The sequence below is a fragment of the Paenibacillus sp. FSL R5-0470 genome (assembly GCF_037975205.1).
In the GTDB taxonomy this organism is placed as follows: Bacteria; Bacillota; Bacilli; order Paenibacillales; family Paenibacillaceae; genus Paenibacillus_AQ.
On sequence record NZ_CP150238.1, the window covers coordinates 5,099,729 to 5,123,029 of the forward strand.

Below are 23,301 nucleotides of genomic sequence, written 5' to 3' on the forward strand. Positions count from 1 at the left end.
TAGAAAAAGGCTCCCCCTCTGCCTGAATGCAGAGAGGAAGCCCTTACAATAATTATTTTGAATTCCACAGCTCCATACGCTCTGCGTACTTTTGGTTAATGATTTCTTCTACTTTCTCATCCCCAGCCTTTTTCATTTCCGCAAGCATCTTATCGAATGTCGCATTGGCTTCGGCTTCAGTAGGAGCAATGATTACTCTCGTAATGCTTTGATCCATAATATCTTTTACCTTCTGTGCAGTCAGTGCTTCAGGTGTTCCGCCATCAGGGCTCAAGTTGTCATATGCCGCTGTATCCCATACGGAATCCCCAAGACTCTTGATTGCCATCTGATCTACTTCACTGCGTTGATATTTAACGGCCATATCGTAAGGCTGTTCATTTGCATCCAGACCATTTTTGATAAACCACAACCATTTGCGGACACCGCTCTTCTTGACTGTGTCGTCCCAGTTTTCCTTGAAGCTATCCAAGAATGCAGGGTCCGGTTGTCTCTTGCCATCCACCATGGTGTATTGAACGCCTTCTTGGCCCCACAGCAGCAAATGCTGTCCTTCATCACTTGCCAAGAAATTGAACAGCTTCATTGTTTCTTCAGGGTGCTTGTTGTTCTTAGTAATAGCGATAGCATCCCATCCAAGTGAGCTTCTTGGTCCAAATGTCGTTTGGGCAGGGTCTACTCCAGGGGCAACAACCTTGTATGGGAAGAGCTGATTATCTTCTCCGCCATCCTTCTTCAAAGTTCCGTTCCCGTTACCTGGATCCCAGTAAGCGCCTGGTGTGGAGAATACTGCGCCAGTAGCCAGCTTTTGAACCCAAGTTTGCGTTTTGCTAATCGCAAATTCCTTCTCAATCAGACCTTCTCTGTATAATTTATTTACGTAGAGCAACATTTCACGATACTTTGGATCCTTAACATCATATTGCAATGTTCCATTGTTATCATAGTAAGTTTTCAGACCCCACATGCCTTTGAATGTTCCAAGGTTGGCGCCCATATTCTCGCCGTTCATGGTCATTGGAATCGATTCTTTTCCATCAATCGTTTTGTTTTTCGCTTTAAAATCCTTCAAAATCGCTTCTAATTCATCTGTTGTAAGCGGTGCTCTGCCATCTGCTTTGTCCGGTGCCAGATCTGCAAGCAGATTTTTTCTCATCAGCATCCCGAAGACTGGATCACTATCTAGTCCATACCAGTTAGCCAAGTAATAGTTCTTTCCATCTTTATAACGAGTCTTGGTCAGTGTGTCGCCATACATTTCCTTGATATCAGGGCCATTCTTCTCAATCAGCTCATCGAGTGGAATAAAGGCACCGCTTGTAATGTATTTATCAAGTGAAGCATCCCCACGGCTCATCACGACCACATCCGGATAGTCACCGCTGGCAAGCATCAAGCTTAGCTTCTCTGTCGGATTTCCTGTTGGCTGCTGAATAGCGATCTCAATGCCAGTCTTTTTAGTGATTTCTTGGGCGACAGCATCAGTAAAAGGCTCTCCCTTAGTATTTGAATCAAACCATGTAAGTGTAATCGGCTCTTGTTTTGTATTGTCTCCAGCCGCTTTGTTTGTATTGTCTGTTCCATCATTAGAGCCACAGCCCGCTAATAGTGAAGCAGATAATGCAGCAGTTATACTTACGCTCAACAATTTGTTTTTCTTTATCATAGACACCCTAATTCCTCCCATTAATTAAGTTACGTCACAAGTCTATCAAGCAACCAAGCAAGTCTGTCCGCTCACCCCCCTTCAGGGCCGCCAGCTGGACAACTCCTCTCCGGCTGGCGTTCGGTTATTTAATCATATTAACTCTTAACAGCTCCCAAAGTCATACCCTTAACAAAATACTTTTGCAGGAACGGATATACTAGAACGATAGGCAATGTTGCAACCATCGTCGCTGCCATCCGGATCGTATCGCTTGAAACAGCATTTCGCTTGGCGGAGTTTGCCAGCATTTGCGATTGCGATACCATACCTCCGGTCTGGAACTGACTCAGTATTTTGACGAGGACCGCTTGCAAGGTCTTCAGGTCTGAGCTGTAAGTAAATGCATAGGAGTCAAACCACGAGTTCCAATGCGATATTGCCTGAAAGAGGCCCACTGTCGCAAGTACTGGTGTTGTTAACGGCAGCACAATCCGGAAGAAAATCATTAAGTCGTTCGCTCCATCTACTTTCGCTGACTCCTCAATCTCACCAGGTAATCCCTCCATAAAGGTACGGACAATAATCATATAGAAGACATTCATCAAGCCTGGCAGAATAAAAACGGAGAAAGTGTCGATCATATTCAGGGCTTTAAGCACCATGTAGTAAGGAATCAGCCCGCCTCCGAAATACATCGTAAAGACGAAGTAAAGGTTCCAGCCCTTGCGTCCCATCAAATTCCGCCGGCTTAGCGGATAAGCAAGCATCGTAATCACAAGAACCGACAGTGGTGCACCAATTACGGTCCGTTTAACCGTTACCCATATCCCATTCATAATTTCGGTATCTTTCAAAATTTGTTTGTAGCTATCAAAGGTGATATCTCTTGGCCAAAAGTAGACGCCGCCCCGAACAGTATCCTCAGCAGCATTTAATGAAAGAACGAGAATATTCCAAAAAGGTAAGAAGGTAACTAGCAATACAAGGATAAGAATCAAATATACAAAACACTTAAAGATATGATCTCCGTATCTGTTCAAAAACATCTCAAGCGCTCCTCTCCATTTTGTTATTTAGAACAACGCTTGGTCGTTCACTTTTCTAGAAATTCGATTCACGATTACAACAAGAATGAAGGCAATAACGGATTTGAATACCCCCACGGCAGCCCCGTAGGAGAACATGCTGTTTTGTAACCCGTATTTGTATGCATAAATATCGATAACTTCCGAGTACTCAAGTACAGTGTTATTTTGCAACAGATATTGTTGTTCAAAGCCGGCATTCAAAATACCTCCGACTGCAAGAATGGCCAATATCACGATAGTTGGACGTAAAGCAGGGAGCGTAATATTCCACATTTGCTTGAATCGGCTAGCTCCATCTACTCTTGCGGCTTCGTAAAGCTCTGGATTAATAGCGGATATTGCAGCTAGGTACATAATGGCGCTAAAACCCATTTCTTTCCACATATTAGATAAGGCGATAATCCACCAGAATAAGGGTCCGTTTTGTAGAAAAGCTACCGGTTCGTCAACAATCCCGAGCGTTACTAGAAGATTGTTGAACATCCCATCGGAAGCTAGCAGCGTAATTACAATGTTAGCGGCGATAACCCATGAGATAAAATGCGGTAGATAAGAAACCGTCTGCGTAAAGCGTTTGAAAAATCCCTGTTTGGCTTCATTCAGCACAAGCGCGAGTATGATCGGCGCAGGAAACCCGAATAACAAGGTCAAGAGGCTTGTCGCAAGCGTATTACGCATTACACGGTAGAAGTCTCCTGTGGTAAAGAAATATTCAAACCACTTAAAGCCAACAAAGTCAGCATGGAAAAATTGTTGAAAAAATGTTCCTCCACCCGGTTGATAGTTTGTAAATGCCATATACATACCAAACATAGGTCCATAGGAAAATAGCAATGTCGCAATTATGGCAGGGAGCATTAGCAAAAATAACCATTTCTGCTCTTTTAATCTGTACCAAAAATTATTGCCCCTGACTGTTTTGATAGCGCTTGCTTTATGCATCAAATACCCTCCCTTTTTATTTAGTGCAGCATGCCCTGCTACATCTCGATTCAGCTTCTCTCCTATTTATCTTAAGTCCGTATAGAGCTCCTTTCTATACTTCAATCCTCCGAATGATAGCGCTTTTTAAAGGAGTTTCTGAACATTCGAGCATTGGATTTCGATATTCAGTCTGATATGATAAACTTGGCTTTCCGTGAATTCACAGTAAAGAAGGGACTTCTACGATGCGTCATTTTTACAAAAAGTATATTTATATGCCTTTTATCGACCTTAGCTTTCGCTCCAAGCTATTCCTCGTGTTCGTTCTGGTCACCATTCTTCCAATGATGCTTTTTGTCTATTTTTCATTCGAACTTACAAAATCAAAGCTGACCGATCAAATCTACATCAATATGATGAATTCAACGGCCCAGATCAACAAGAACCTGGAAAACAAACTGGACAGCTATGAGCATATTTCCGCTTCTATTTACTTGGATAATAGGCTAGCCACTTACCTCACGAGCGAATATCAAGATGATCCATCTTATCTAGACGTCTATCAATATATTGGCAATCGTATAGACACGGTAATGGCTGCCTATCCCGATTTTGGTAGCGTTTTCATTTATTCCGACAATCCATCACTGCCCAAAGATAATTACTATATCAAGCCGGTTACACCCGAAGTGAAGGAGACAGAGCTGTACAAGCAGCTGATGCAGTCTCACGGGAATATTATTCATCTGTCCTCACCGCAGTCACAAGATAATCCCGCAATGTTTACACTGGCTAGGTTACTGAACAATAATCGCAACCAATATCCCTACGGTATTCTGGTCTTCGAAATATCCGAATCGGTGATCTATTCTTTAATGGAGAAAGAAGCAGGCGGCAAAGATATTTTTATCGTTAATGACAAGGGCCTTATTTTATCAGCCGCCGACAAACAATTATTAAATACAAGTCTGCCGGAAATGCTTGATCAGAACTTTGATGAATTGCCTTCTGGCAGATTTGATACTACATATAAAGGGGAAAAGGCTTTCGCCGTCTATAACACGCTCACAAATGGATGGAAAACCGTCTCTATATTCCCTTATGACAGTATCATTCAGGATGCGAAATCACTGTCAGAGCTCATCATCAAAATCTCTTTAGGCTTTATAGTCGTCGCATTATTGCTGATTTATATTACTGCATCGATGTTTAGCAAGCGTATTCGAATGTTAATCCGAATGATCCGGCGGCTAGAACGTGGTGACTTCAACCCTACGAATGATGAATATTTAGGCAATGATGAGATTGGCCAGCTTCATTTTGCCTTCAAGCAAATGACTACACGCTTAAAGAGTCTAATCACCGAAGTGTATCAGAAGGAGCTACAGAACAAGGAGGCAGAGCTTGACCTGCTTCAGGCCCAGATCAACCCCCATTTTCTGTACAATACACTGGGCTCCATTTCGTCTCTTGCCCTAAAACATCAAGATACTCGCATTCAGGATTTGGTGCTTCATCTCGCCAAGTTTTATCGCATCTCCCTGAATAAAGGAAAGAGCATCTTAACTATTAATGAAGAATTGAAGCTGACGCAAAGCTACAATGCCATTCAGCTGATCCGATTCAAAGGACAACTGAACATCACCTACAATATTGATGAAGCGATCTTACCTTACTCTACAGTCAAGCTAGCCTTGCAGCCTTTTGTAGAAAATGCGGTGCTTCATGCGGTGTGGAATCAGGAAAGCCCGCTAAATATTCATATCAAAGGCATAGTCGAAAATAGTGATATTATTCTATCTGTAATTGATGATGGCATGGGGATGAGCCGTGAGACACTTCACACTTTACTTGACGATAAACCCGGGCGAGGTTATGGGATTTCAAACGTAGATCGACGGATAAAACTGAGGTTTGGTGAGCATTACGGCGTTACAGTGTTTAGTAGGCTCGGAATAGGAACCACTGTGCAAATTCGCTTACCACAAAAGGAAATGTAAGGAACGACGCATCTGAATAACCGCAAAGCTTATTGAGAAATCAGAAATATTGATTAACAATTAGGGAAATCCTCCCTGAAATTTGGCGATTTTTGCTCATTATACTGATAATCAGGGAAATCCTCCCTGATTATTTGCTGATTTGGAGGTAAATTCAGAATTCGCCCGATTATTAGGGAGGATTTCCCTAATTACATCGCATCCAAGAATTTTTTGGCTATTTTTAGGGAGATTTTCCCTAATCGCTCTCACCTAGCCTAGTTACCACGAGCTTGCCACGAGCCCCTCGATATAACCATTATCATTTTAATAAAGCTTCAGTGAACACCAAAAACGAAGGAGCTAAGCATCTAGAGATTGCTTAACTCCTTCGTTCATTTGTATATTTGCAATGTTTTACTTCATAATCAAGTTATAAATCACTTGGGTCGCTTCTGCTCGGGAAGCGATCCCTTTTGGTGCAAATAGACCTTCATTTTGACCTTGAACCAGTCCTAGGCTGGCTGCTCCCTTTACAGAAGCGGCTGCCCAAGAGGAGACCTGCTTCATATCTTTGAATGCCGCGTCAAATGAAGCAACAGTTACTTTACCATTCTTCAGCTCATAAGCTTTCATTAACATGACCGTGATTTCTTCTCGGGTAATCTGTGCAGCCGGCTCGAACTTGGTCGCACTTCTGCCGCTCACGATGCCCGCCTTGTAAGCGATAGAAATGGACTCCGCGTACCAAGCAGACGGTGCAACATCAACAAAGCTAACATCCCCCCTTGTGGTCAACCCTAGGGAATGAACGAGCATAGAGGTGAACTCGGCACGCGTAATCGCACGGTTTGGTTCAAACTTGTCTTTGCTAGTCCCTTGAACATACAGCTTCGCCGCCAGCTCTTGGATTGCAGGACTAGCCCAGTGATTGGCTGGCACATCGACAAAGGTCCGTTTGAGCTCCAGCACAGCATATTTACTGAAGTGGTTAACTTGTGCTGTCAATACACCATCAGCATAATTCGCAGCGATATATTCCAGCTTACCGTTATCCGCAATATAGTAAATGCCTCCACGCTTGGAATCAAAACCTTCTCCCACTGTCAGACTTAGCGTAATGGGTTGATTAAACGTAGAGAGCGTTTCTATTGTGCCAGTTTTCGTGGTCACTGACAGACTGAACTCATAGACATCCCCCATGAGTCTAACCTGTGCTTGAGTAGTTCCCGCCGCTGCTGCAATGATCTCATTAGCCTTATTGCTCAGTGGTACTAATTTCAGGGTTATCGTGCTATCATCCCGCTGAGCTTCCGGTAGCTTGTTCTGCAACTGACGGAGCAGATCCGCAGGCACCTTTATGGAGAACTTACCGGACTTCAAAACCAGCGTATGATTCGCCAACTGACGAACTACATCAGAAGATAATTGTATTTGCTGTATATCTCCCTTTATCTCCACGTTTACTTCACCAGACACACTATCTACTTTCAGCATCTCTGACGTAAGGATTAGAGTGCCCGCGCCATTCTCTTGATCTACAATGCTACCAGGAGTACCGTTGTTGTTACCCGGATTCGCAGGGACTTCAGGATTTCCCGGTTCTACAGTGGAGGCTGCTTTGACTGTAACTTCTGCCGTAGCTTTGAAGCCGCCGTCTACCGTTTCCACAGTAATTGTGGTTTTCCCAGCATTTACAGCCGTTACCGTTCCGTACACTACGGTGGCAACAGACGTATCGCTCGAAGTCCAGTGTACTGCTTTATTCGCCGCCTCTTCCGGAGATAGCGTAGCCGTCAGCTTGCCGGTTTCACCAGCGGTCAATGTTAGCTCTGTCTTATCTAGCGTTACACCTGTTACTTTCTTAGGTGCAGCTGTTAATTTTACCAATTTTGATTCAGTCGGCTGCAAGGACAATGCGAGTGTTCCTGAAATCGTCGAAACCTCTCCTGTCCAAAGGTCTTGCATCGTGTACGATTCCGCTGCATCCAGTCCAGCGCGACCGAGATTCACTGCTTTGTCTGCCGCGGCATTGGCACTGTAGTTGAATACGGCCATATAATAATCGTTGCCGTCTTTCATAACAAAAGTATCCGCTGCATTCGCATTCGTATTTCCTTCCAGCGGCTTGAATACTTTTCCTTTTAACGCTAATTCGAGAACCTCCTTGTTGTTAAACAAGGCAGTCATGTACTCCTGTGCCTTTGGATCGTTAACATCATCAGAGCCGAGAAGTACGGTACCGGCGATGACGCCAGAGTTCATTCGACTGCGAGCTTCAGTTAAGCTGGAAGCGCGGGCCAACGCTAAATGATCGGGATCCGTATAGGTGTAAATCGTGCCATTTTGCCAGAATCCATAAGTTAACGAATTCAGCATGTATTCCGTTTCATTGATCTTGCCGTAGGTATCGCAGGAAATACGTCTGCTGTGTGCATATTGGCTTGGAAAGATTGGCGCAATAGATGCGCTAATGAACATTTTTCCATCCAAACGATCTTTCACATAACGCATTCCTTCATTGTAAGCTTGAATCCCTGTCGTTATGGTTGGATCGAAATGTTGTCCCTCAAGCGAACCGTGCGTCAAGAAATCCAATTTGATGAAGGTAAAGCCCAGATCCTTAAATTTGTCCAAAAAATAATTCATGCGCAGTTTAGCACCTGGATGTGTCACATCCAGAGGAAAAGCCCCATCCAGCGTCGGCAGCGGTTTGCCCTCGGCATCTTTGAGGACAATATCGCCATACGTATACTTATTGTCGGTACCCTCTACCGGCTGGCTCATATTGTTGCCCCAATATACAAATGGTGCCCAATAGATACCTGCATGCTGACCATTGCCCTTAATTACTGATACAGCGTCAGCAAGCTGCTTATCATTCAAATTGTCCCAATAGGAATCCATATTAATAAATACATTACCGTTATTATTGAAATCATTTAAGTGCTCCTTATAATAATTGGAGACATCCACAACGTCTTGGTATGAAAGTGTACCTTCGTAAGCTCCCCAGCTGTTAAAACCAACAGGTACACCTTGCGGCAACTTAGGATTCAGCAACAGTGGAGGTGTGATGATCGCATTAGCTTTTCCGTATTCCTCAAGTCCTGTGCGGTAATCACTGAATGCCCCCACCATAATCATCGGCGAAGACAATTCTGCGCCTGTAAGGATGCCATGAGGCTGGGTATCCCGTGTAACGTCGCTGGCTGCTCCGCCATAAACCGCTAGCTCATTCAGCCGATTAGAAGAACCTTTCCAGTCGATCCCGGTCTTCCACGTATCATGAGTTACCGACCCGAGTACAAGGCCGCTGCGTGTCGAGTTATTAAAGATAGTCGTCATTTCATAGCTGGTATCCGCTCGGTTCATAGATTGAGATTTATAACGAATCCAAGCATCATTGTCAAAAGGAACGGTCAGTACCCGGTTATCTGCACTGACACCGATATCTACTCCACCTGAACGTTTTACGGTAATAGGCGACATATAATTAGTCTGTAGCGCAGTATCACTAATGGCATCCAGACGAGTTAAGAAATACTTCTGATCATCATAAAACTTGTAAACCTGTTTGAGCGTTGGCTGTCCAGCTGAGGTGTGAACAAAAGTAAGCTCCACCCCTTTGCCGAAGCCATCCTGAATTTCTACTGGAGCACCAGCAATTGCATGATTCTCATAGCTTGTAGTCTCAACGAGAGTATCACCGAGTTTGATGCTACTATAGATTCCTTGCAGCTTCTGACCATCCGTCCACTTGTAGCTTGCGTATCCAGACTTAGTATGAAAGGAAACCTCATATTGTCCATTCGATACGAGCGTTCCATAAGTATATTCGGTAACTGTGATGGCCCCGTAGTTATTCGAAGTCCCTGGTGTCCCCAGATCACCATCCTCTTCAACTGGAGGATTAGGATCTGTTCCCATTGCCGGTTCTACAATGATGCGATCCAGATCTGGCGCATACCAATTGCCGTCTGAGAATTTGATTGTATTCTCGCCTTCGTTCAGGGGCAGTGTAAGCTCATATGTGAGAGCCGTATCCCAGTCTGGTGTCTTGGGCAGTTCATAATACTGCTCTGCCCCACCATTAGCGCTGACGTATAAGCTGCGCGGGTCACCTGAGAAATAAGCTACCGTAATTCGATAATCCCCTGTCATAGGAGCCATAATCTTATTGAAAGTTAAGGAACTGCCACCATTCAGATACCCTACCTTCTGACCACCAGAAGCATTAGGGCTATCGCCAACTCGTGCTTCTCCAGTTAAATCATTGACCGGAGACTCCGCTTCATAACTGATCGTATATGGAATGACTTCAATCCGGTCGAAATCTGGAGAGTACCAGTCATGATCCGAGAAAGTGATCTTATTCAACCCTTCTTGCAAGGAGACTTCCACATCATAAGTTCCTACCGTATCCCAGCTTGCCGTCTTTGGCAGATCAATCAATTCATCCAGTCCATCATTCACCTGCATATAGACAGGTCGCTGGTCACCGGAAATATAGGAAATACGGATCAAATACGTTCCCGCTGCCGGCACAGTGACATTTGTGAACTGTAAAGTACTGTTTTTATTCATATCCTTTACAATTTTCCCGCCGGAACCAACACTGCTGTCCGCTATCTTGGCGTTGCCTGTAATTATATTTTCAAGCGCTTCAGCTTCGATGACTGTTCCATGCAGCTTCTCCTTCCAGTCGCCTCCAGATCCTTCACCTGGGTCGCTGTCGTCCAGTCCACGAATTACGATCTTGTCGATGTCTGGAGAATACCAGTTGTTGTCATCAATCAGGATGCTGTTCTCTCCAGCATTCAGCGGAAGTGTCACATCATAAGTTCCCACCGTATCCCAATCCACTGTCTTGGGTGGTTCTTCAAACTGCTTATCGCCGCCATTGGCACTGATATTGAATGGCCGCGAATCGCCAGAGATATAGTACACTGTAATTTTATAATTCCCACTCTCACTTACAGTCACATGATTAAACTGCAAAGTGCTTCCTTGATACATGCCTCCGACTTTCTGCCCCCCGGAAGCCGCTGGGTGTTCAGAAATAGAAGCATTGCCAGTCATAGCATTTCCATCAGCTTCAGCTTCATAGGTAGTATTCTCCGTATCATCGGCATAAACCGTACTGACAAACTGACCGCCACTGCCTATTACCAAGCAGATGATGACAAAGAACAAAAATCCTCTTTTCATTGCTTTCCCAAACATTTAATCCCTCCGTTTGTAGGTCTCCTTGCACTTTTGTGATATTCGGGCTATATCTGTCCATCAAGTCATCAAAGGAGTTGGTTAAGAAGCATCTTGAAAGCGCTACCGATTTTCGATGAACTAAAACTCCTTTGATTGCCTTGATGAATGAAGCCCCTCACATGTGCTAGTTATAATACATGCTTAATTGTAAAAAGCAGAGGGATTAATATCCATATCGCAAGTTTACTATTCGTAAGGGAAAGTAACTTTATTTCCTATTTGCCGAACTGAAGCGCTGGCACAATCATAGACTCTTCCTATACTCGTTAGGTGTAACTCCTTGGTTCTTCAGAAATAGGGAGATAAAATAAGACGTGCTTTCGTAACCGACTCTTTGGGCGATATCCTGAATTTTGAGCGAACCGTCAGCCAGCAACTCTGTAGCCTTATCGAGCCGGATACGTGTTAAATAATCGTGAATCGTGATACCAGTCTTGTCTTTAAAAATGGAGCGTAAATAGTTGGGCGATAAATAAACCTGATCAGATAAGCTATTGATCGTAATCGGCTGATCAAAATTCTGGTCGATCACACTGCGAACCTTGTGAACTAGCTTCGTGTTTTTGTCCATAAGCCGCTCACCCAGCAAGCTCATAGCATTGCCTGCAGTGCCCAGGATCAAATCCTCAATCTCATTTAAAGTCAGTGCATTATAGATGGAATGATATAACTCCGCCCGTTTAACCCCCTCAGGAACAGGTTGATGCAGTTGCTCCAGCAGCTCGTCGACAAGATCAATCGCCCAATCGCAGATATTTTTTTTCTTGATTCTTAGTGTGGCTAGCCCCTCGAAATACTGATGCAGCTTCTGTGCGGCTTGCTCGAAATCTAGCTGATTGATAGCTTCAAACCACTCTTTTCTATTAAAAGGTGGCACATGCTCACTATCAAACTGGTTTGAAATCGCCAAGGCATGAATAATTGAACCCGTACCTTTATAGAAACGCTCGTTTAGGATTTCACGCGTCTGCTTATACAGACAATGAACCTCCGTTAATTCGGTTTCCTGTGCACCGACTGCTGCCGTCACTGTGAAATCCAGTCCACTTCGGATAGCCGCGGCCAAATCCTCCCACGCATAATACCCAGGCTGTTGGCGTGCTTCCATAAACACACCTACCTCCCCATCTTTGTAGGGCACAAATACCGTCTCTATATTCTTCGACTTGAAGAAATGATCCAGAAAAGCTACCAACCGGTTCTTACAATCCTCCAGACTCTGCTGTTCCCCCTCTGCCTCAATCGGATCGATACTGAACAACGCCATTGCGTAGCGATTCCTCTCAGACTCACGGGTAAGCTTGCAATAGCTGGTCGCCAGATCAGCAGCATGTTCCGCATTTTTTTCATAGGAAAGCTCCTTAAGAAGGTTCGTTTTAGCCGCCTCCATGGAACGTTTCTTCATTTGAACTTCCTCACAGCGCTGCTTCACCTTTGCGATAACGCTTCCAATTTCATTCAAGTCGAGGGGCTTCAGTAAATATCCAACAGCACCTACATTTAGAGCCGATTTTACATAGTTGAATTCGTCATGCCCAGTCAGGAACATTAACTGCATCCAGTCATAGCTCTCATGTATTTTTTTAGCCATTTCAATACCGTTCATAATCGGCATCTGGACATCTGTAAGAATAATATCAGGTCTAATGGCCTCTATCTTCTCTAGAGCCTCTCTACCATTACTCGCAGTTCCGACGACATAAATGCCCATTTCTTCCCAGCGGATATAATCTCTCATCATCTCAAGGCCTATTTCTTCATCATCAACTAGAAAAATACTATACACTGATGTCCCCTCCTCTTTGTTGTCTGCATCTGTTTCTTCTATTATATTCTTTTCCCCTTAGGCTACTATGATCCAAATAAATGAAAGTTATTTTCAGGCATGAATCGTTAATTTGCAGACATCGGCAAAAGGGCTATCCGGTCCATAACAGACCGGATAGCCCTTTAATCATGCGCTAATAACCCAGCATAATTAAAACGGGGGTTCATATCACCCCCGCTGAATCATTATACCAACTCTAACTGACTGTTAAAATAGTAGCTTCCTCCTATTTCTCCTTGAACAGTAGCTCTTCTATCTCCCAACCGAAGTGTCACGGTTCCTGGCGAGTAGGTACGGATCGTAGCTTCCACTAATTGACCATTGTCCCAAGCTACATCAACCTCAGCATTTCCTTTGGCCCGCAGTCCAGAGACTGATCCTGTACCCCATGCTTTTGGAAGTGCAGGCAGCAGATGAATCTCACCCTCATGGCTTTGCAGCAGCATCTCGGCAATAACAGCCGTACCCCCGAAATTCCCATCGATCACAAAAATATTGCACTCCGCTCCTCCAATGCCCGATTTGGAAAAGCTAAATAAATTATCGAAACTGAGTCCGCCTATCAAATGAGAAATATGATTAAAAGCCTTTTCTCCATCGTACAATCTAGCAAAGCCGAGACCGAACAATGCGGCGGTAAATTCCACATCCTCTAGTTCTTCCTGAACCATCCGGTTCTCAAGTGTTACTCTCACCGCAGCGCTAAGTTCAGGTGTCTTACCTGGTGTGATCTGATTACTTGGATATACCGCGTATAAATGGGCCAAATGCCGATGCTCCGGCTGCGCTTCCTCGTAGTCCTCGAGCCACTCTTGCAGTTGCCCTCTCTTGCCGATCTGAAACGGTGGCAGCTTGGATATTGCTTCCTTCAACTGCTCCTGTAGTTCCTCGTCCGTATTCAGTAGTTTCGCAGACTTTAAGCAGAACTCAAAAAGGTCTTTCACCAGCATCTGATCCATGGTGGTCCCCATAGACAACTGCTGTGCCCCCTCGCTGCTATCCGCAGGATAGAAATGATTCTCCGGCGAGTTCGAAGGTCCGGTCACCAACCAGCCGTATTTGGGATGAATGGTCATATAATCCAGGAAGAATGCTGCGGCTTCTTTTAGCACTGGATAGGCCTGTTGCTCCAGAAATACACGGTCCTGACTGTATTCATAATGCTCCATCAGATGCGTCGCAATCCATACCCCACCTGTTACGTTTAGCCCCCAAGATGTCTCCCAGCCCGGAGCCGTGAATCCCCAGACATTCGAGAATACATGTGCTACCCAGCCTTTGCTGCCATAGAAATCGCGAGCGCTTGCCTTTCCAGCATGAGACAAATCTTCAATATAGCGCATTAATGGTAGATGACTATCCCCAAGATTTACGACTTCCGTCGGAAAGTAATTCATTTGTGTATTGATGTCCAAATGATAGTCACAGCTCCAGCCCATACGGCAAGCCTCACCATCATTCCATATTCCCTGTAAATTCAGCGGTAACGGGGAGTCTGCACGTGCTCCAGCAATAGTCAGGTAACGTCCGTACTGCAGGAACAACGCGAACAACTGCGAATCTTCCTCCTGGCCCTGTGCCAGTAATCGAATACGCCTGTCAGTCGGCAGATTCACCTTCCCAGTGGTACCTAATTGGATATCCACCTTACCATATTCTTGCTCATAATCTTCGATATGATCTTCTTTTAACTGCGCATATCCTTTAATCAAAGCCTGCTGTAATGTGCTGCTGCTCTTCATTTCCCACTCCGAGTTACTACGGTTGTAATCGGTGCTGACGGCAAAATAAATTCGCGCCTCATTGGCGCCGGCAATTCTCAATTGACCGTCCCCTCTGTACATCGTACCACCGGAAATGCTTACCTTAATTTGTCCCTTTGCCCATACCCCGCAAGTTCCGTCACTATGCACATTCTCTGTGGCTTGTCCTCTGAATTCAATAGTGTCGTCATTCACGACTTGAGTCGTAAACGACTCTGAACCACCCTCCAGACCGATCGTAAAGGATACACCTCCCGGTTCATCGCTCCAAATTCTTGAGACCACCAGATCATCAGCATGGGAGGCAAAAATCTCACGATGCAGCGTTGTTCCACTACTTTGAACCACTGTCTGGGCCACCGCACAGGTCAAATCCAGCTCTCGCTCGATAGCCGCTGCTGACCTGGAATCCGTGTCCTGTTCTGCAAAGTCAATGACAACCTCGCATAAACCAAGGTTCGTACCGAAATTTCGTTTCTTCGGCTGCAGATGTTGTTTGGCTAGACGGTCACCTTCGTTATAATCGCCAGCAAAGAAGTACTTTCGCAGCTCTTCCAGCGCAGCTTTGCCTCCGAAAGGAGCAGGCTCTGACTCAGCTTGACCCGACCAGTAGGTAACCTCGGTCATGTTCCATACCTCACGATACGGAGCAGCTATCACTACTGCACCTATTCTTCCGTTGCCCAGTGGCAATCCTTGTGACCAATCCGTTGCAGGGGTAGAATACCATAATCTAAAATCGCTCATTTTATTTTCTCCTGTCCATAGTAGAATCTGTGCAAGCGCGATAACCCTCTAAAAATGTTGTTAATTAATCCGCTATATAGTGTAAAATTATTCATAATTCCATCTCTTTCAAGATGAATCACACTTTCTTAAACCTATCCAATATGTTGCGGATTCATTGTATTTATCGTATCATTTGGATGAATCACTGTCTTTGTTGACCTGTTCGATTATTTGATGATTTGTACGGTAAGTTAAGAAAAGAGGGACCGCATGAATAAACTATCTGAAATGACTCCGTATGTCGGCGCAATCATGCCTTATGTGTACGACGGCAGCAGCAATGAGCATCTGAGAGTCGGTAATGCATACGCGTTCCACTTGTTTACTGATGGCCCCGGTGAGATGGAGATCGACGGAATACGTTATCCGATTGAACGGAGGACACTTGTCTTTCTCCGTCCCGGTCAGCCCCATGCTTTTCATATCATGCCTTCTCATCCACTTTCGTCCTACAACATCTATTTTGATTTATGGGACAACCGCTCTCCAGTATCTAATAACCTTTTATTTATCCATGCCCCTGAAGTCTTACAATTTGAAAAAAAAGCCACCGAAGCACCCTGCGCCGAGCTGAACGAGTTGCCTTGCGTATTTCCACTAGCTAAATATCCCCTGCTATACGATAGTCTTGTGATGATTGCCAAGTCTTACAATAACGCGCTGTTCTATCGTAATGAGATGGCCAATAGCTATCTGTACGGCTGGATCTTGAGCTGGTATAATGCCCTCCATCAGCATCAGCCAAGTGATTATCGTATTGTTCGCCTGCTCGAATATTTGAACACCCACCCCGAGCGTGGTAAATCTATCGAAGATTGGGCACAGTTCTGCGGGCTCAAGCGGACATATTTCCACGAGTTGTTTCTACGGGAGACTGGAATGACGCCACGCGTCTATCATCATCATCTGGTCATGAGACGGGCGGCAGGGCTGCTTCTGGAGAGTGAGCTTAGTGTGACTGCAATTGCCGAGAAGCTGGGCTATCCTTCCATCCATCCCTTCACCAGACATTTCAGTGCCTGCTACGGCATTAATCCAACACAGTACCGCCTTAATCCGCAAAGCCGAATACGAATGTAAGACTTCAACAAAAAAAGAATACGCGCTATCCGCGAGAAGCGGTTGCGCGTATTCTTTTTTCAATGTGTATAATCAGTTGGCTTTTGCCGTTAATTTGAAGATTTTGGACTCTGCCGGTTCGAGCGTAACTACAAGCTCTCCCGCTGTTTCCCCTTGTGTGCCTTCCCATAGATCAAGCAGTTGGTAAGCTGTTTGACCCTTCAGCCCTGCACGCTCCAAGGAGATAGATTTATGAGCAGAATTCGCAGCATCATAGTTGAAGACAGCAAGATAAAATACATCATCTTCTGCATCTTCAAGTACGAAAGTATCGGAAGCTTGCTTGCCAAGATCCCCTTCGACAGGGTGGAAAGTCTTCCCTAGGCGGGCGACATTCATAATCTCTTTATTGCCCAGCCACGCTTTGGCCCGTGCGGCTGCTTCTTCTTTTCGGAAATCATCGCCTAGCAGAAGTACCGTTCCAGCGATGACCGAAGCAGTCAGTCGGCTCCGTCCTTCATGCCAGCCAGTGGCATCTTGGTTGTGGCTCTTGTAGAGCACGGAATGATCCGGGTCATTGTAATGGTACAAGGTATGACTCATCCACCAGCCATGTGTCAACGAGTTCAGCAAATATTCCGTATCGTGTAGCGTGCCGAAGACATCACAGGATACCCGGCGGCTATGCGCAAATGCATAAGGGAACAATGGCGCGATGGATAGATTGATAAAGAACGGCCGACCGATCACCTCTGGTGAGAGCTTGTTCTGCAAGTAAGTCATCCCATAGTGATATGCCGCAATTCCCGTAGTAATCTCCGGATTGTAATGCTGCCCTTCCAGTGCACCATGCGCCAAGAAATCTAGCTTGACATACTCGAAGCCTTCCGAGATGAATTTATTCGTATACCAATCTATTCTTTGCAGGTTGCCTGGATGTGTCGGGTCAATGGCCAGCCCTCCATCAACATCCGGCAAAATTTCTCCTTCGCTGTCTCGCAGCAAGATATCACCATAAGTGTATTTGCCGTTTGTACCTTCCACGAGATCTCCAAACTGAGCCGGACTTCCCCAGAAGGCAAAAGGCGTCCAGTAAGTTCCCGGTCTATGACCATTCTCCCGAACCAGGTCCAGTGCATTCTTCATTTCTTCTGGTGTGAAATTGTCCCAGAAAGCATCAAAGTTGATGTACAGTGTGTCCTCATTCTGGAATCCTAGCGGCTGCACTTCATTTTTCAGAAAATTACTGGTGGATGTATACAGATCATAATCAAGCTCAGCCATTGCCGCAGACCAGCTATTCCAGCCGATAGGAACGCCGCCATCCCATGACAGAGGAGCCTCTATCCAGGTATTAGCCTGACCGTACGCTTCAAGCCCTTTTCTATAATCATCATAGAACCCTACGAAAACGAGCGGTGACTCTACTCTTGTTCCTTTCACATAACCATGTGGCTGGAAATCGCGGGTCATTTCACTTACAGCGCCGCCGTAAAGATCCAGCTCCTCGATCCCTCCGCTCCGTTCGCTTTTGATACGAATCCCTGTCTTCCACACCTTGTGCGTAATGGAACCCATAATAATTCCCTGCCGGCTTTCCGGCGCGAACAATGCAGTTACTTCATAGCTTTCCGTATCCATCGGCGGCTTCACTACTGTATATCTGACCCACTTGTCGTTGTCGTACGGCACACGCAGAATGCTTGGTTCTTCGGGTTGCCCTGACTCCCCGCCAAGTGACACCGATTTGGTCTGAAGGACAGCCATCCGGTTTGCCTTGATCTCTTCATCGCTTGCGATTACGATTTGCATCAATACAAATGATGAAGATTCATAAATATAGAAATGCTGCTCCAGCTGTGGCAGCAGGGACGTTTCGTGCAAAATGACTACGCGAACACCTTTTCCAAAGCCCTCACGAACTACCACTTCCTGAGACTTCAGTGTGTGGCTCTGATAATGTTCAGTGTTATATTCCCGGCCCTGCCAGCGGAATGCACTGCGAATCCCTTTTACATGAGAAGTGTTTCCGCGGGCAACGGATGCCTCACCCGTCCCGAGATCAATCTCTAGATTCACCTCATCATTGGTTACACAGATAAGAGATGCTGTGTCCGTATTTACTTTTACCGTTGTAGCACTATCAGTTAGCATGATTTGCCTCCTTGTTACTGCGTTTTGGACCTTGAAGGCGGCAGGCTCTGTACCTGTGTCCCCCAAGTATGCCCTCATTATAAAGATCAGATAAAGCGTTTTCTATACAACGATCTTCCGATCCATACCGCGATCTAACACATCTAGCACAAACCTTAATCCCCCTAATATTCATGTCGATGACAAGAAGAAGAGGCTGTACATAAAATACTGCTCATGCTCAACAATTTCGTATCCACACTCCGTTTTCACCTTCGGGCAGCTAGAAGAGATAGATTAGGGAAAACCTCCCTAAAAAAAGCCAGAAAACACTATATTTCAATGTAATGAGGGAATTCCTCCCTAAAAAACAGAGTGAATTCCAAATTCACCACCAGATCGAATGAATTTCAGGGAGAAATTCCCTGATTGTTAGTCTTGCGAGCAAAAATCTCCGAATTTCAGGGAGTTTTTCCCTAATTGTTGATCAGTATTATATTCGTACAAAAAAACAGCAGCAGGACCTGTAATTCATGTCCCTGCTGCTGTCCATATTCGTATGAAACTGACTATTATTGCTTACCAACTATAAGCTTGTAGGTCTGGCCTGCGGTCGTTGGAAAGCTCACCATTCCATCTACGGAGCGGTCAAATTCCATCTCGTTGCCGCCATTACTCACCATGAGCGAAGCATCTGTGCGGATCACACATTCATCGCCTAGAAGGGAGGTAATCTGTGCTTCCACGAGATGGCCTCTATCCCACTGAATGCTAACTTCAAAGCCACCGCGGGCACGTAGCCCCGCCACGCTTCCCTCCTGCCATTCATCTGGCAGTGCAGGCAGCAGATCGAGATACCCGAGGTGAGATTGCAGCAGCATCTCAGCAATTCCGGCAGAAGCGGCGAAGTTACCATCAATTTGGAACGGTGGATGTGCGCCAAGCAGATTGGCATAAACCCCGCCGTGACTATACTGTTCGGACTCCCCGTCCTTCACCAGCCGCAGCATGTTTGAGAGCAGTCGTAGTGAGCGGTTGCCATCCCGGAAGCGGCTCCAGAGCGCAACTCTCCAGCCCAGACTCCAGCCCGTGCTCTCATCCCCACGCCGTTCAAGCGAAGTTTTGGCGGCAGCGAACAGCTCAGGGGTCTCTTCTTCTGACAACTGCCGGCCCGGATAGATACCGACCAAATGTGAGGTATGTCTGTGATACATATCTTCATCCTCAAAGTCTAAGGACCATTCCTGCAACTGTCCGTACTTACCAACCTGCAGTGGCAATAAACGTTCACGAGCACTTACCAATTCTGCACGCAAATCCTCATCCGTTCCAAGCGTTTCCGAAGCCTCGATACAATTCGTAAACAGCTCCCAGATGAGCGAAATATCCATAGTAGCACCTGCGCTGACTGCAGCCAAGCCCTCCGCTGTCTGGAATTTATGCTCTGGTGAAGTGGATGGGGAGGTCATAAGCCTTCCGTTACCATCGTCAATAAGCCAATCCAGTGCAAACAGAGCCGCCTCCTTCATCACAGGATAAGCGGAAGTCCGTAAATATTCCTCGTCCCCGCCAAAAGCATAATGCTCCCAGAGATGTTGTGTCAGCCAAACGCCACTCATCGTCCAGTAAGCCCAGCTTGGATCTCCGTCACCATAATCCCCCACCGGTGCTGTCTGTGCCCAAAGATCCGTATTATGATGAGCCACCCAGCCTCGGGCACCATAGTTGACTTGAGCAGTCTCCGCACCCATCTTCGCCAAATTTCCGATCATATCCAGCAACGGCTCATGACATTCCGCCAGATTACAAATTTCAGCTGGCCAATAATTCATCTCTGTATTGATGTTCAGTGTATAATTGCTACTCCACGGCGGACGGGTAACCGCATTCCATATTCCCTGCAGATTAGTAGCCTGTGTTCCGGGGCGCGAGCTTGCGATCATCAAATAGCGCCCGTAATGAAACAGCAACTCGACAAGACCAGGGTCTTGTGCCGCGTATGTCGTAATCCGTTGCTCCGTGGACATCGACTCCGGGGCTTGTGTCTTACCTAATTGGAGCTTCACTCGGTCAAAAAGTGATCGATAATCCTCGACATGCGCTTGAAGCAAGCTGTCGTAAGACTTTCCATTCACATCTGCCAAGTAAGAAGCTGCAATAGCAGAAGCATCTTTCCCCTCAGCTCCCGGGATTTTGTCAAAGCCATTAAAGCCTGTAGCCGCGCTGAAATAGAAGGTTGCAGCCGTTCCTCCCAACAGATGAATTCCACTACCGTCAACGGTAGCTTCCCCATCCTCTGCTACTACGGAGAGTTGTCCTTCAAAGGCCATGCCCTTGCTCTTGCCAGGTTCTCCGTATTGGATCGGATTGTCACTCCAAAAATAGCTTGGATCAACATGCTCCGGTGCAGTTCCCGAGAGTACAAAGTTATCACCCTGAGCGTGAAGGCTATGCCGAAGCGAACTATCTAGCGTAGCATGTACATTCAGCGCTCCCGGTGCACTTGCAGTCAGACGCAGCACGAGCAACTGATCAGGATGTGAAGCGAACATCTCACGGGTATAAGTAACATTACCAATCTTGTATTCAATGCGGTGAACCGCATGTTCAATATCTAATGTCCGCCGATAGGATTGATAAACACCACCATGCTCAAAACGAAGTAGTAAATCTCCGAAGGGCAGATATGATTGGGTGTACGGACCTAGCATCTCTCTAGTCAGGGTGTCCGCTTCTGTATACCGGCCCTCCTGAATCAGCTTTCGAACCTTTGGCAGAGCTTCCTTAGCACCTGGATTGTTCCCATCCTTCGGGAATCCCGACCATAATGTATCCTCGTTTAGACTGACTTTCTCCTGTTCCACACCGCCGAAGATCATACCACCCAGACGGCCATTCCCAATCGGAAGCCCTTCGGTCCATACAGTTGCTGGCTTGTCATATTGAAGTTTCATTGGTTCTCTCCCTCACGATCTGTCATGAATTAAATAATGTATTCCCCCAAGTCTGCCCTCATTATAAAGATCAGATAAAGCGTTTTCTATACATCGATCTACCGATCCATATCGCGATCTAACACAACCTGCCCTAACTCATTGAATTAATTATCCTGAATATCGACCTCGCTACAGGCGGTTAAACGTATCGCATCCGCAACACTGGAAAGACAGTTCGTACTTTCCCCACCCATGACAATTTCGTTAGCACTGAAGACCAGTCCGCGGGTGCTCTTGGCACTAAGGACTAACGTTTCACCAGTCTCGAACCTGTTGTTCTTAATAACTATACCCTCATGAACAGGAGTGCTCTCATCAACCTCTGTGTTCTCTGGCGAAATGAAAATAATCGGATGCTCGATGCCCCCGCATTCAATAAAATGATTCTCAGCGATGGTTACATCCTCCACCTTGCCAGACTCATACCAAGACTCCGCATCCAGGGCAACCAGAATCGCACTCATTTGCATCCGATCAAAAACATTCCCCTTAATCTCTACTTTACGCCGTGTTGTCACAAGGATACCGCGGGTCGGTACCCGAGCGAGGTGATTATTTACGACTTCAACCTCCGGTGTCCAGGTTACATTCTCGATCACATCATAACTGCCAATCCCTTCAGGAATAGGCTGTGCTAAAGTCAGTACTAGCTCGCGTGGATTGAGACGCGTAACCTCTATCACTTCATTAGCAGCATAGGTAGTCAGAGAGCCAGAACGAACAAATTCAATTTCGTCTCCTGGATGGAAGGCCATAAAACCGTAAGTCTGCGGATGCATGAACCGAACCTTCAGCCTATTCGCAGACAGCTGCTCCATGATCCGTAGATAGGTACCATGGACATTGACGACATCATCATGAGAACCGGCAAAACGGCTGTCCACAACAGTTATTTTACCTCGGCAGCTGGACATGTGGATGAAATCCGCAAAGCCAGTAACCGTTCGGCCTGTCTCCAGGCGCGGCGAAATATCCATGCGTTGAAAGGTCAGATTGTCGCTGAACTGCCCTACAACACCAAGTCCGTGTAAAAAATGCAGCCCCACATCGCTGAAGGTGATGTTAGCGCTCTCCACAATGAAGACACCTACCTGATCGCGAATACCATCACGGCTTTGCAGAACCTGCCCGGGGACAACCTCAGGCCCATGATCAAAATGCAAGCGGAGCTTCATCGGCTCCAGCTCTTCAACCGAATCAGCCAGCTCCGACCAGTTGTCCACCCGCCAAGTCGTATTGCTAAGTGGATCATAGATCTGCATTGGTCCTTCCGAGAAGCTCCAGCCCTCACCGATCCAGACCAGCTTGCCATCCCTGATCTCATACCGTGAATCGGAGTGAACCTGGACATCGAAATAATGAGTACCGCTTTCAGTAATCGTCATCTCTGTCACAGTCGGCCGAGCATAGTCGGTATGTAAATTACGAATCTCTATATTTTTGCAGCCATCCAGCAAGAACATAGTCTGCTTGCCATGGAAGATAAATAGAGAGCCATTGCCCTCAAATGTTAAATTGTGCAGCCCCTTTAAGAGAATTCCTATAGTCTTGGTGACATCCGGATTTTCTTCTTCACTGGTAGTGTTGGAGATGTAGTAGGGTTTCCGGATCGCCTCTTCCGGATAGAAATGATAACAGCCTCTTGGACAATCCAGCAGGACCGGCCCAGTTATTTCGGCGGCTGCCTCAATAGCTCTTGTCATGGCTGGCTGAGCATCCAAGCCGGAATCCGGCAGAACACCAAAATCAGTCAGGCGAATTACGATAGGAGAAGAATCGACGCTGTGTTCTGTAAAAGAAATGATCAACACCAACTTTCTTAGCAT

11 protein-coding genes are annotated in these 23,301 nt (G+C 46.0%); 2 read left to right on the top strand and 9 right to left on the bottom strand.

Features of this window, described 5'->3' with window-relative positions; all coding sequences use genetic code 11:
• Positions 1-52: 52 nt before the first annotated feature.
• The 3 genes from MKY99_RS22615 to MKY99_RS22625 form a co-directional block, all read right to left on the bottom strand.
• Positions 53-1,666, bottom strand: coding sequence for an extracellular solute-binding protein (locus tag MKY99_RS22615; protein WP_339271754.1), 1,614 nt, complete (start codon positions 1,664-1,666; stop codon positions 53-55).
• A gap of 137 nt (positions 1,667-1,803) precedes the next feature.
• On the bottom strand, positions 1,804-2,694 hold the full coding sequence (locus tag MKY99_RS22620; protein WP_042190738.1) for a carbohydrate ABC transporter permease: 891 nt from the start codon (positions 2,692-2,694) through the stop codon (positions 1,804-1,806).
• Positions 2,695-2,721: 27 nt separating this feature from the next.
• A complete protein-coding gene (locus MKY99_RS22625; RefSeq protein ID WP_094876932.1) occupies positions 2,722-3,678 on the bottom strand; it encodes an ABC transporter permease subunit in 957 nt (318 codons plus the stop codon).
• A 227-nt stretch (positions 3,679-3,905) separates the two neighbouring features.
• Between MKY99_RS22625 and MKY99_RS22630 the strand changes: the two genes are divergently transcribed.
• Positions 3,906-5,660, top strand: a complete 1,755-nt coding sequence (locus MKY99_RS22630) for a sensor histidine kinase (RefSeq protein ID WP_076300759.1) — start codon at positions 3,906-3,908, stop codon at positions 5,658-5,660.
• A 396-nt stretch (positions 5,661-6,056) separates the two neighbouring features.
• On the opposite strand, the gene MKY99_RS22635 is transcribed toward MKY99_RS22630, so the two are convergent.
• The 3 genes from MKY99_RS22635 to MKY99_RS22645 all read right to left on the bottom strand — a co-directional run bounded on the left by MKY99_RS22635 (position 6,057) and on the right by MKY99_RS22645 (position 15,245).
• A complete protein-coding gene (locus MKY99_RS22635; RefSeq protein WP_339266466.1) occupies positions 6,057-10,865 on the bottom strand; it encodes an S-layer homology domain-containing protein in 4,809 nt (1,602 codons plus the stop codon).
• Between the two features lie 286 nt (positions 10,866-11,151).
• A complete protein-coding gene (locus MKY99_RS22640; RefSeq protein ID WP_076284715.1) occupies positions 11,152-12,693 on the bottom strand; it encodes a response regulator in 1,542 nt (513 codons plus the stop codon).
• Positions 12,694-12,920: 227 nt separating this feature from the next.
• A complete protein-coding gene (locus MKY99_RS22645; RefSeq protein ID WP_339266468.1) occupies positions 12,921-15,245 on the bottom strand; it encodes a glycoside hydrolase family 95 protein in 2,325 nt (774 codons plus the stop codon).
• Positions 15,246-15,497: 252 nt separating this feature from the next.
• Here MKY99_RS22645 and MKY99_RS22650 point away from each other — a divergent pair, with 252 nt between their 5' ends.
• Complete coding sequence (locus tag MKY99_RS22650; protein WP_339266470.1) at positions 15,498-16,367, top strand: AraC family transcriptional regulator; 870 nt, start codon at positions 15,498-15,500, stop codon at positions 16,365-16,367.
• 72 nt (positions 16,368-16,439) lie between these two features.
• Here the strand turns inward: MKY99_RS22650 and MKY99_RS22655 are convergent, their stop codons facing one another.
• The 3 genes from MKY99_RS22655 to MKY99_RS22665 form a co-directional block, all read right to left on the bottom strand.
• A complete protein-coding gene (locus tag MKY99_RS22655) occupies positions 16,440-18,500 on the bottom strand; it encodes an alpha-galactosidase (RefSeq protein WP_339266472.1) in 2,061 nt (686 codons plus the stop codon).
• A 551-nt stretch (positions 18,501-19,051) separates the two neighbouring features.
• Positions 19,052-21,433, bottom strand: a complete 2,382-nt coding sequence (locus MKY99_RS22660; RefSeq protein ID WP_339266474.1) for a glycoside hydrolase family 95 protein — start codon at positions 21,431-21,433, stop codon at positions 19,052-19,054.
• 146 nt (positions 21,434-21,579) lie between these two features.
• Complete coding sequence (locus MKY99_RS22665) at positions 21,580-23,301, bottom strand: right-handed parallel beta-helix repeat-containing protein (protein ID WP_339266476.1); 1,722 nt, start codon at positions 23,299-23,301, stop codon at positions 21,580-21,582.

Excerpts from the sequence above, each read along its gene's own strand:
- MKY99_RS22615 (WP_339271754.1), bottom strand. The coding sequence starts at position 1,666 with ATGATAAAGAAAAACAAATTGTTGAGCGTAAGTATAACTGCTGCATTA.
- MKY99_RS22620 (WP_042190738.1), bottom strand. The coding sequence starts at position 2,694 with ATGTTTTTGAACAGATACGGAGATCATATCTTTAAGTGTTTTGTATAT.
- MKY99_RS22625 (WP_094876932.1), bottom strand. The coding sequence starts at position 3,678 with ATGCATAAAGCAAGCGCTATCAAAACAGTCAGGGGCAATAATTTTTGG.
- MKY99_RS22630 (WP_076300759.1), top strand. The coding sequence starts at position 3,906 with ATGCGTCATTTTTACAAAAAGTATATTTATATGCCTTTTATCGACCTT.
- MKY99_RS22635 (WP_339266466.1), bottom strand. The coding sequence starts at position 10,865 with ATGTTTGGGAAAGCAATGAAAAGAGGATTTTTGTTCTTTGTCATCATC.
- MKY99_RS22645 (WP_339266468.1), bottom strand. The coding sequence starts at position 15,245 with ATGAGCGATTTTAGATTATGGTATTCTACCCCTGCAACGGATTGGTCA.
- MKY99_RS22650 (WP_339266470.1), top strand. The coding sequence starts at position 15,498 with ATGAATAAACTATCTGAAATGACTCCGTATGTCGGCGCAATCATGCCT.
- MKY99_RS22655 (WP_339266472.1), bottom strand. The coding sequence starts at position 18,500 with ATGCTAACTGATAGTGCTACAACGGTAAAAGTAAATACGGACACAGCA.
- MKY99_RS22660 (WP_339266474.1), bottom strand. The coding sequence starts at position 21,433 with ATGAAACTTCAATATGACAAGCCAGCAACTGTATGGACCGAAGGGCTT.
- MKY99_RS22665 (WP_339266476.1), bottom strand. The coding sequence starts at position 23,301 with ATGCTAAGAAAGTTGGTGTTGATCATTTCTTTTACAGAACACAGCGTC.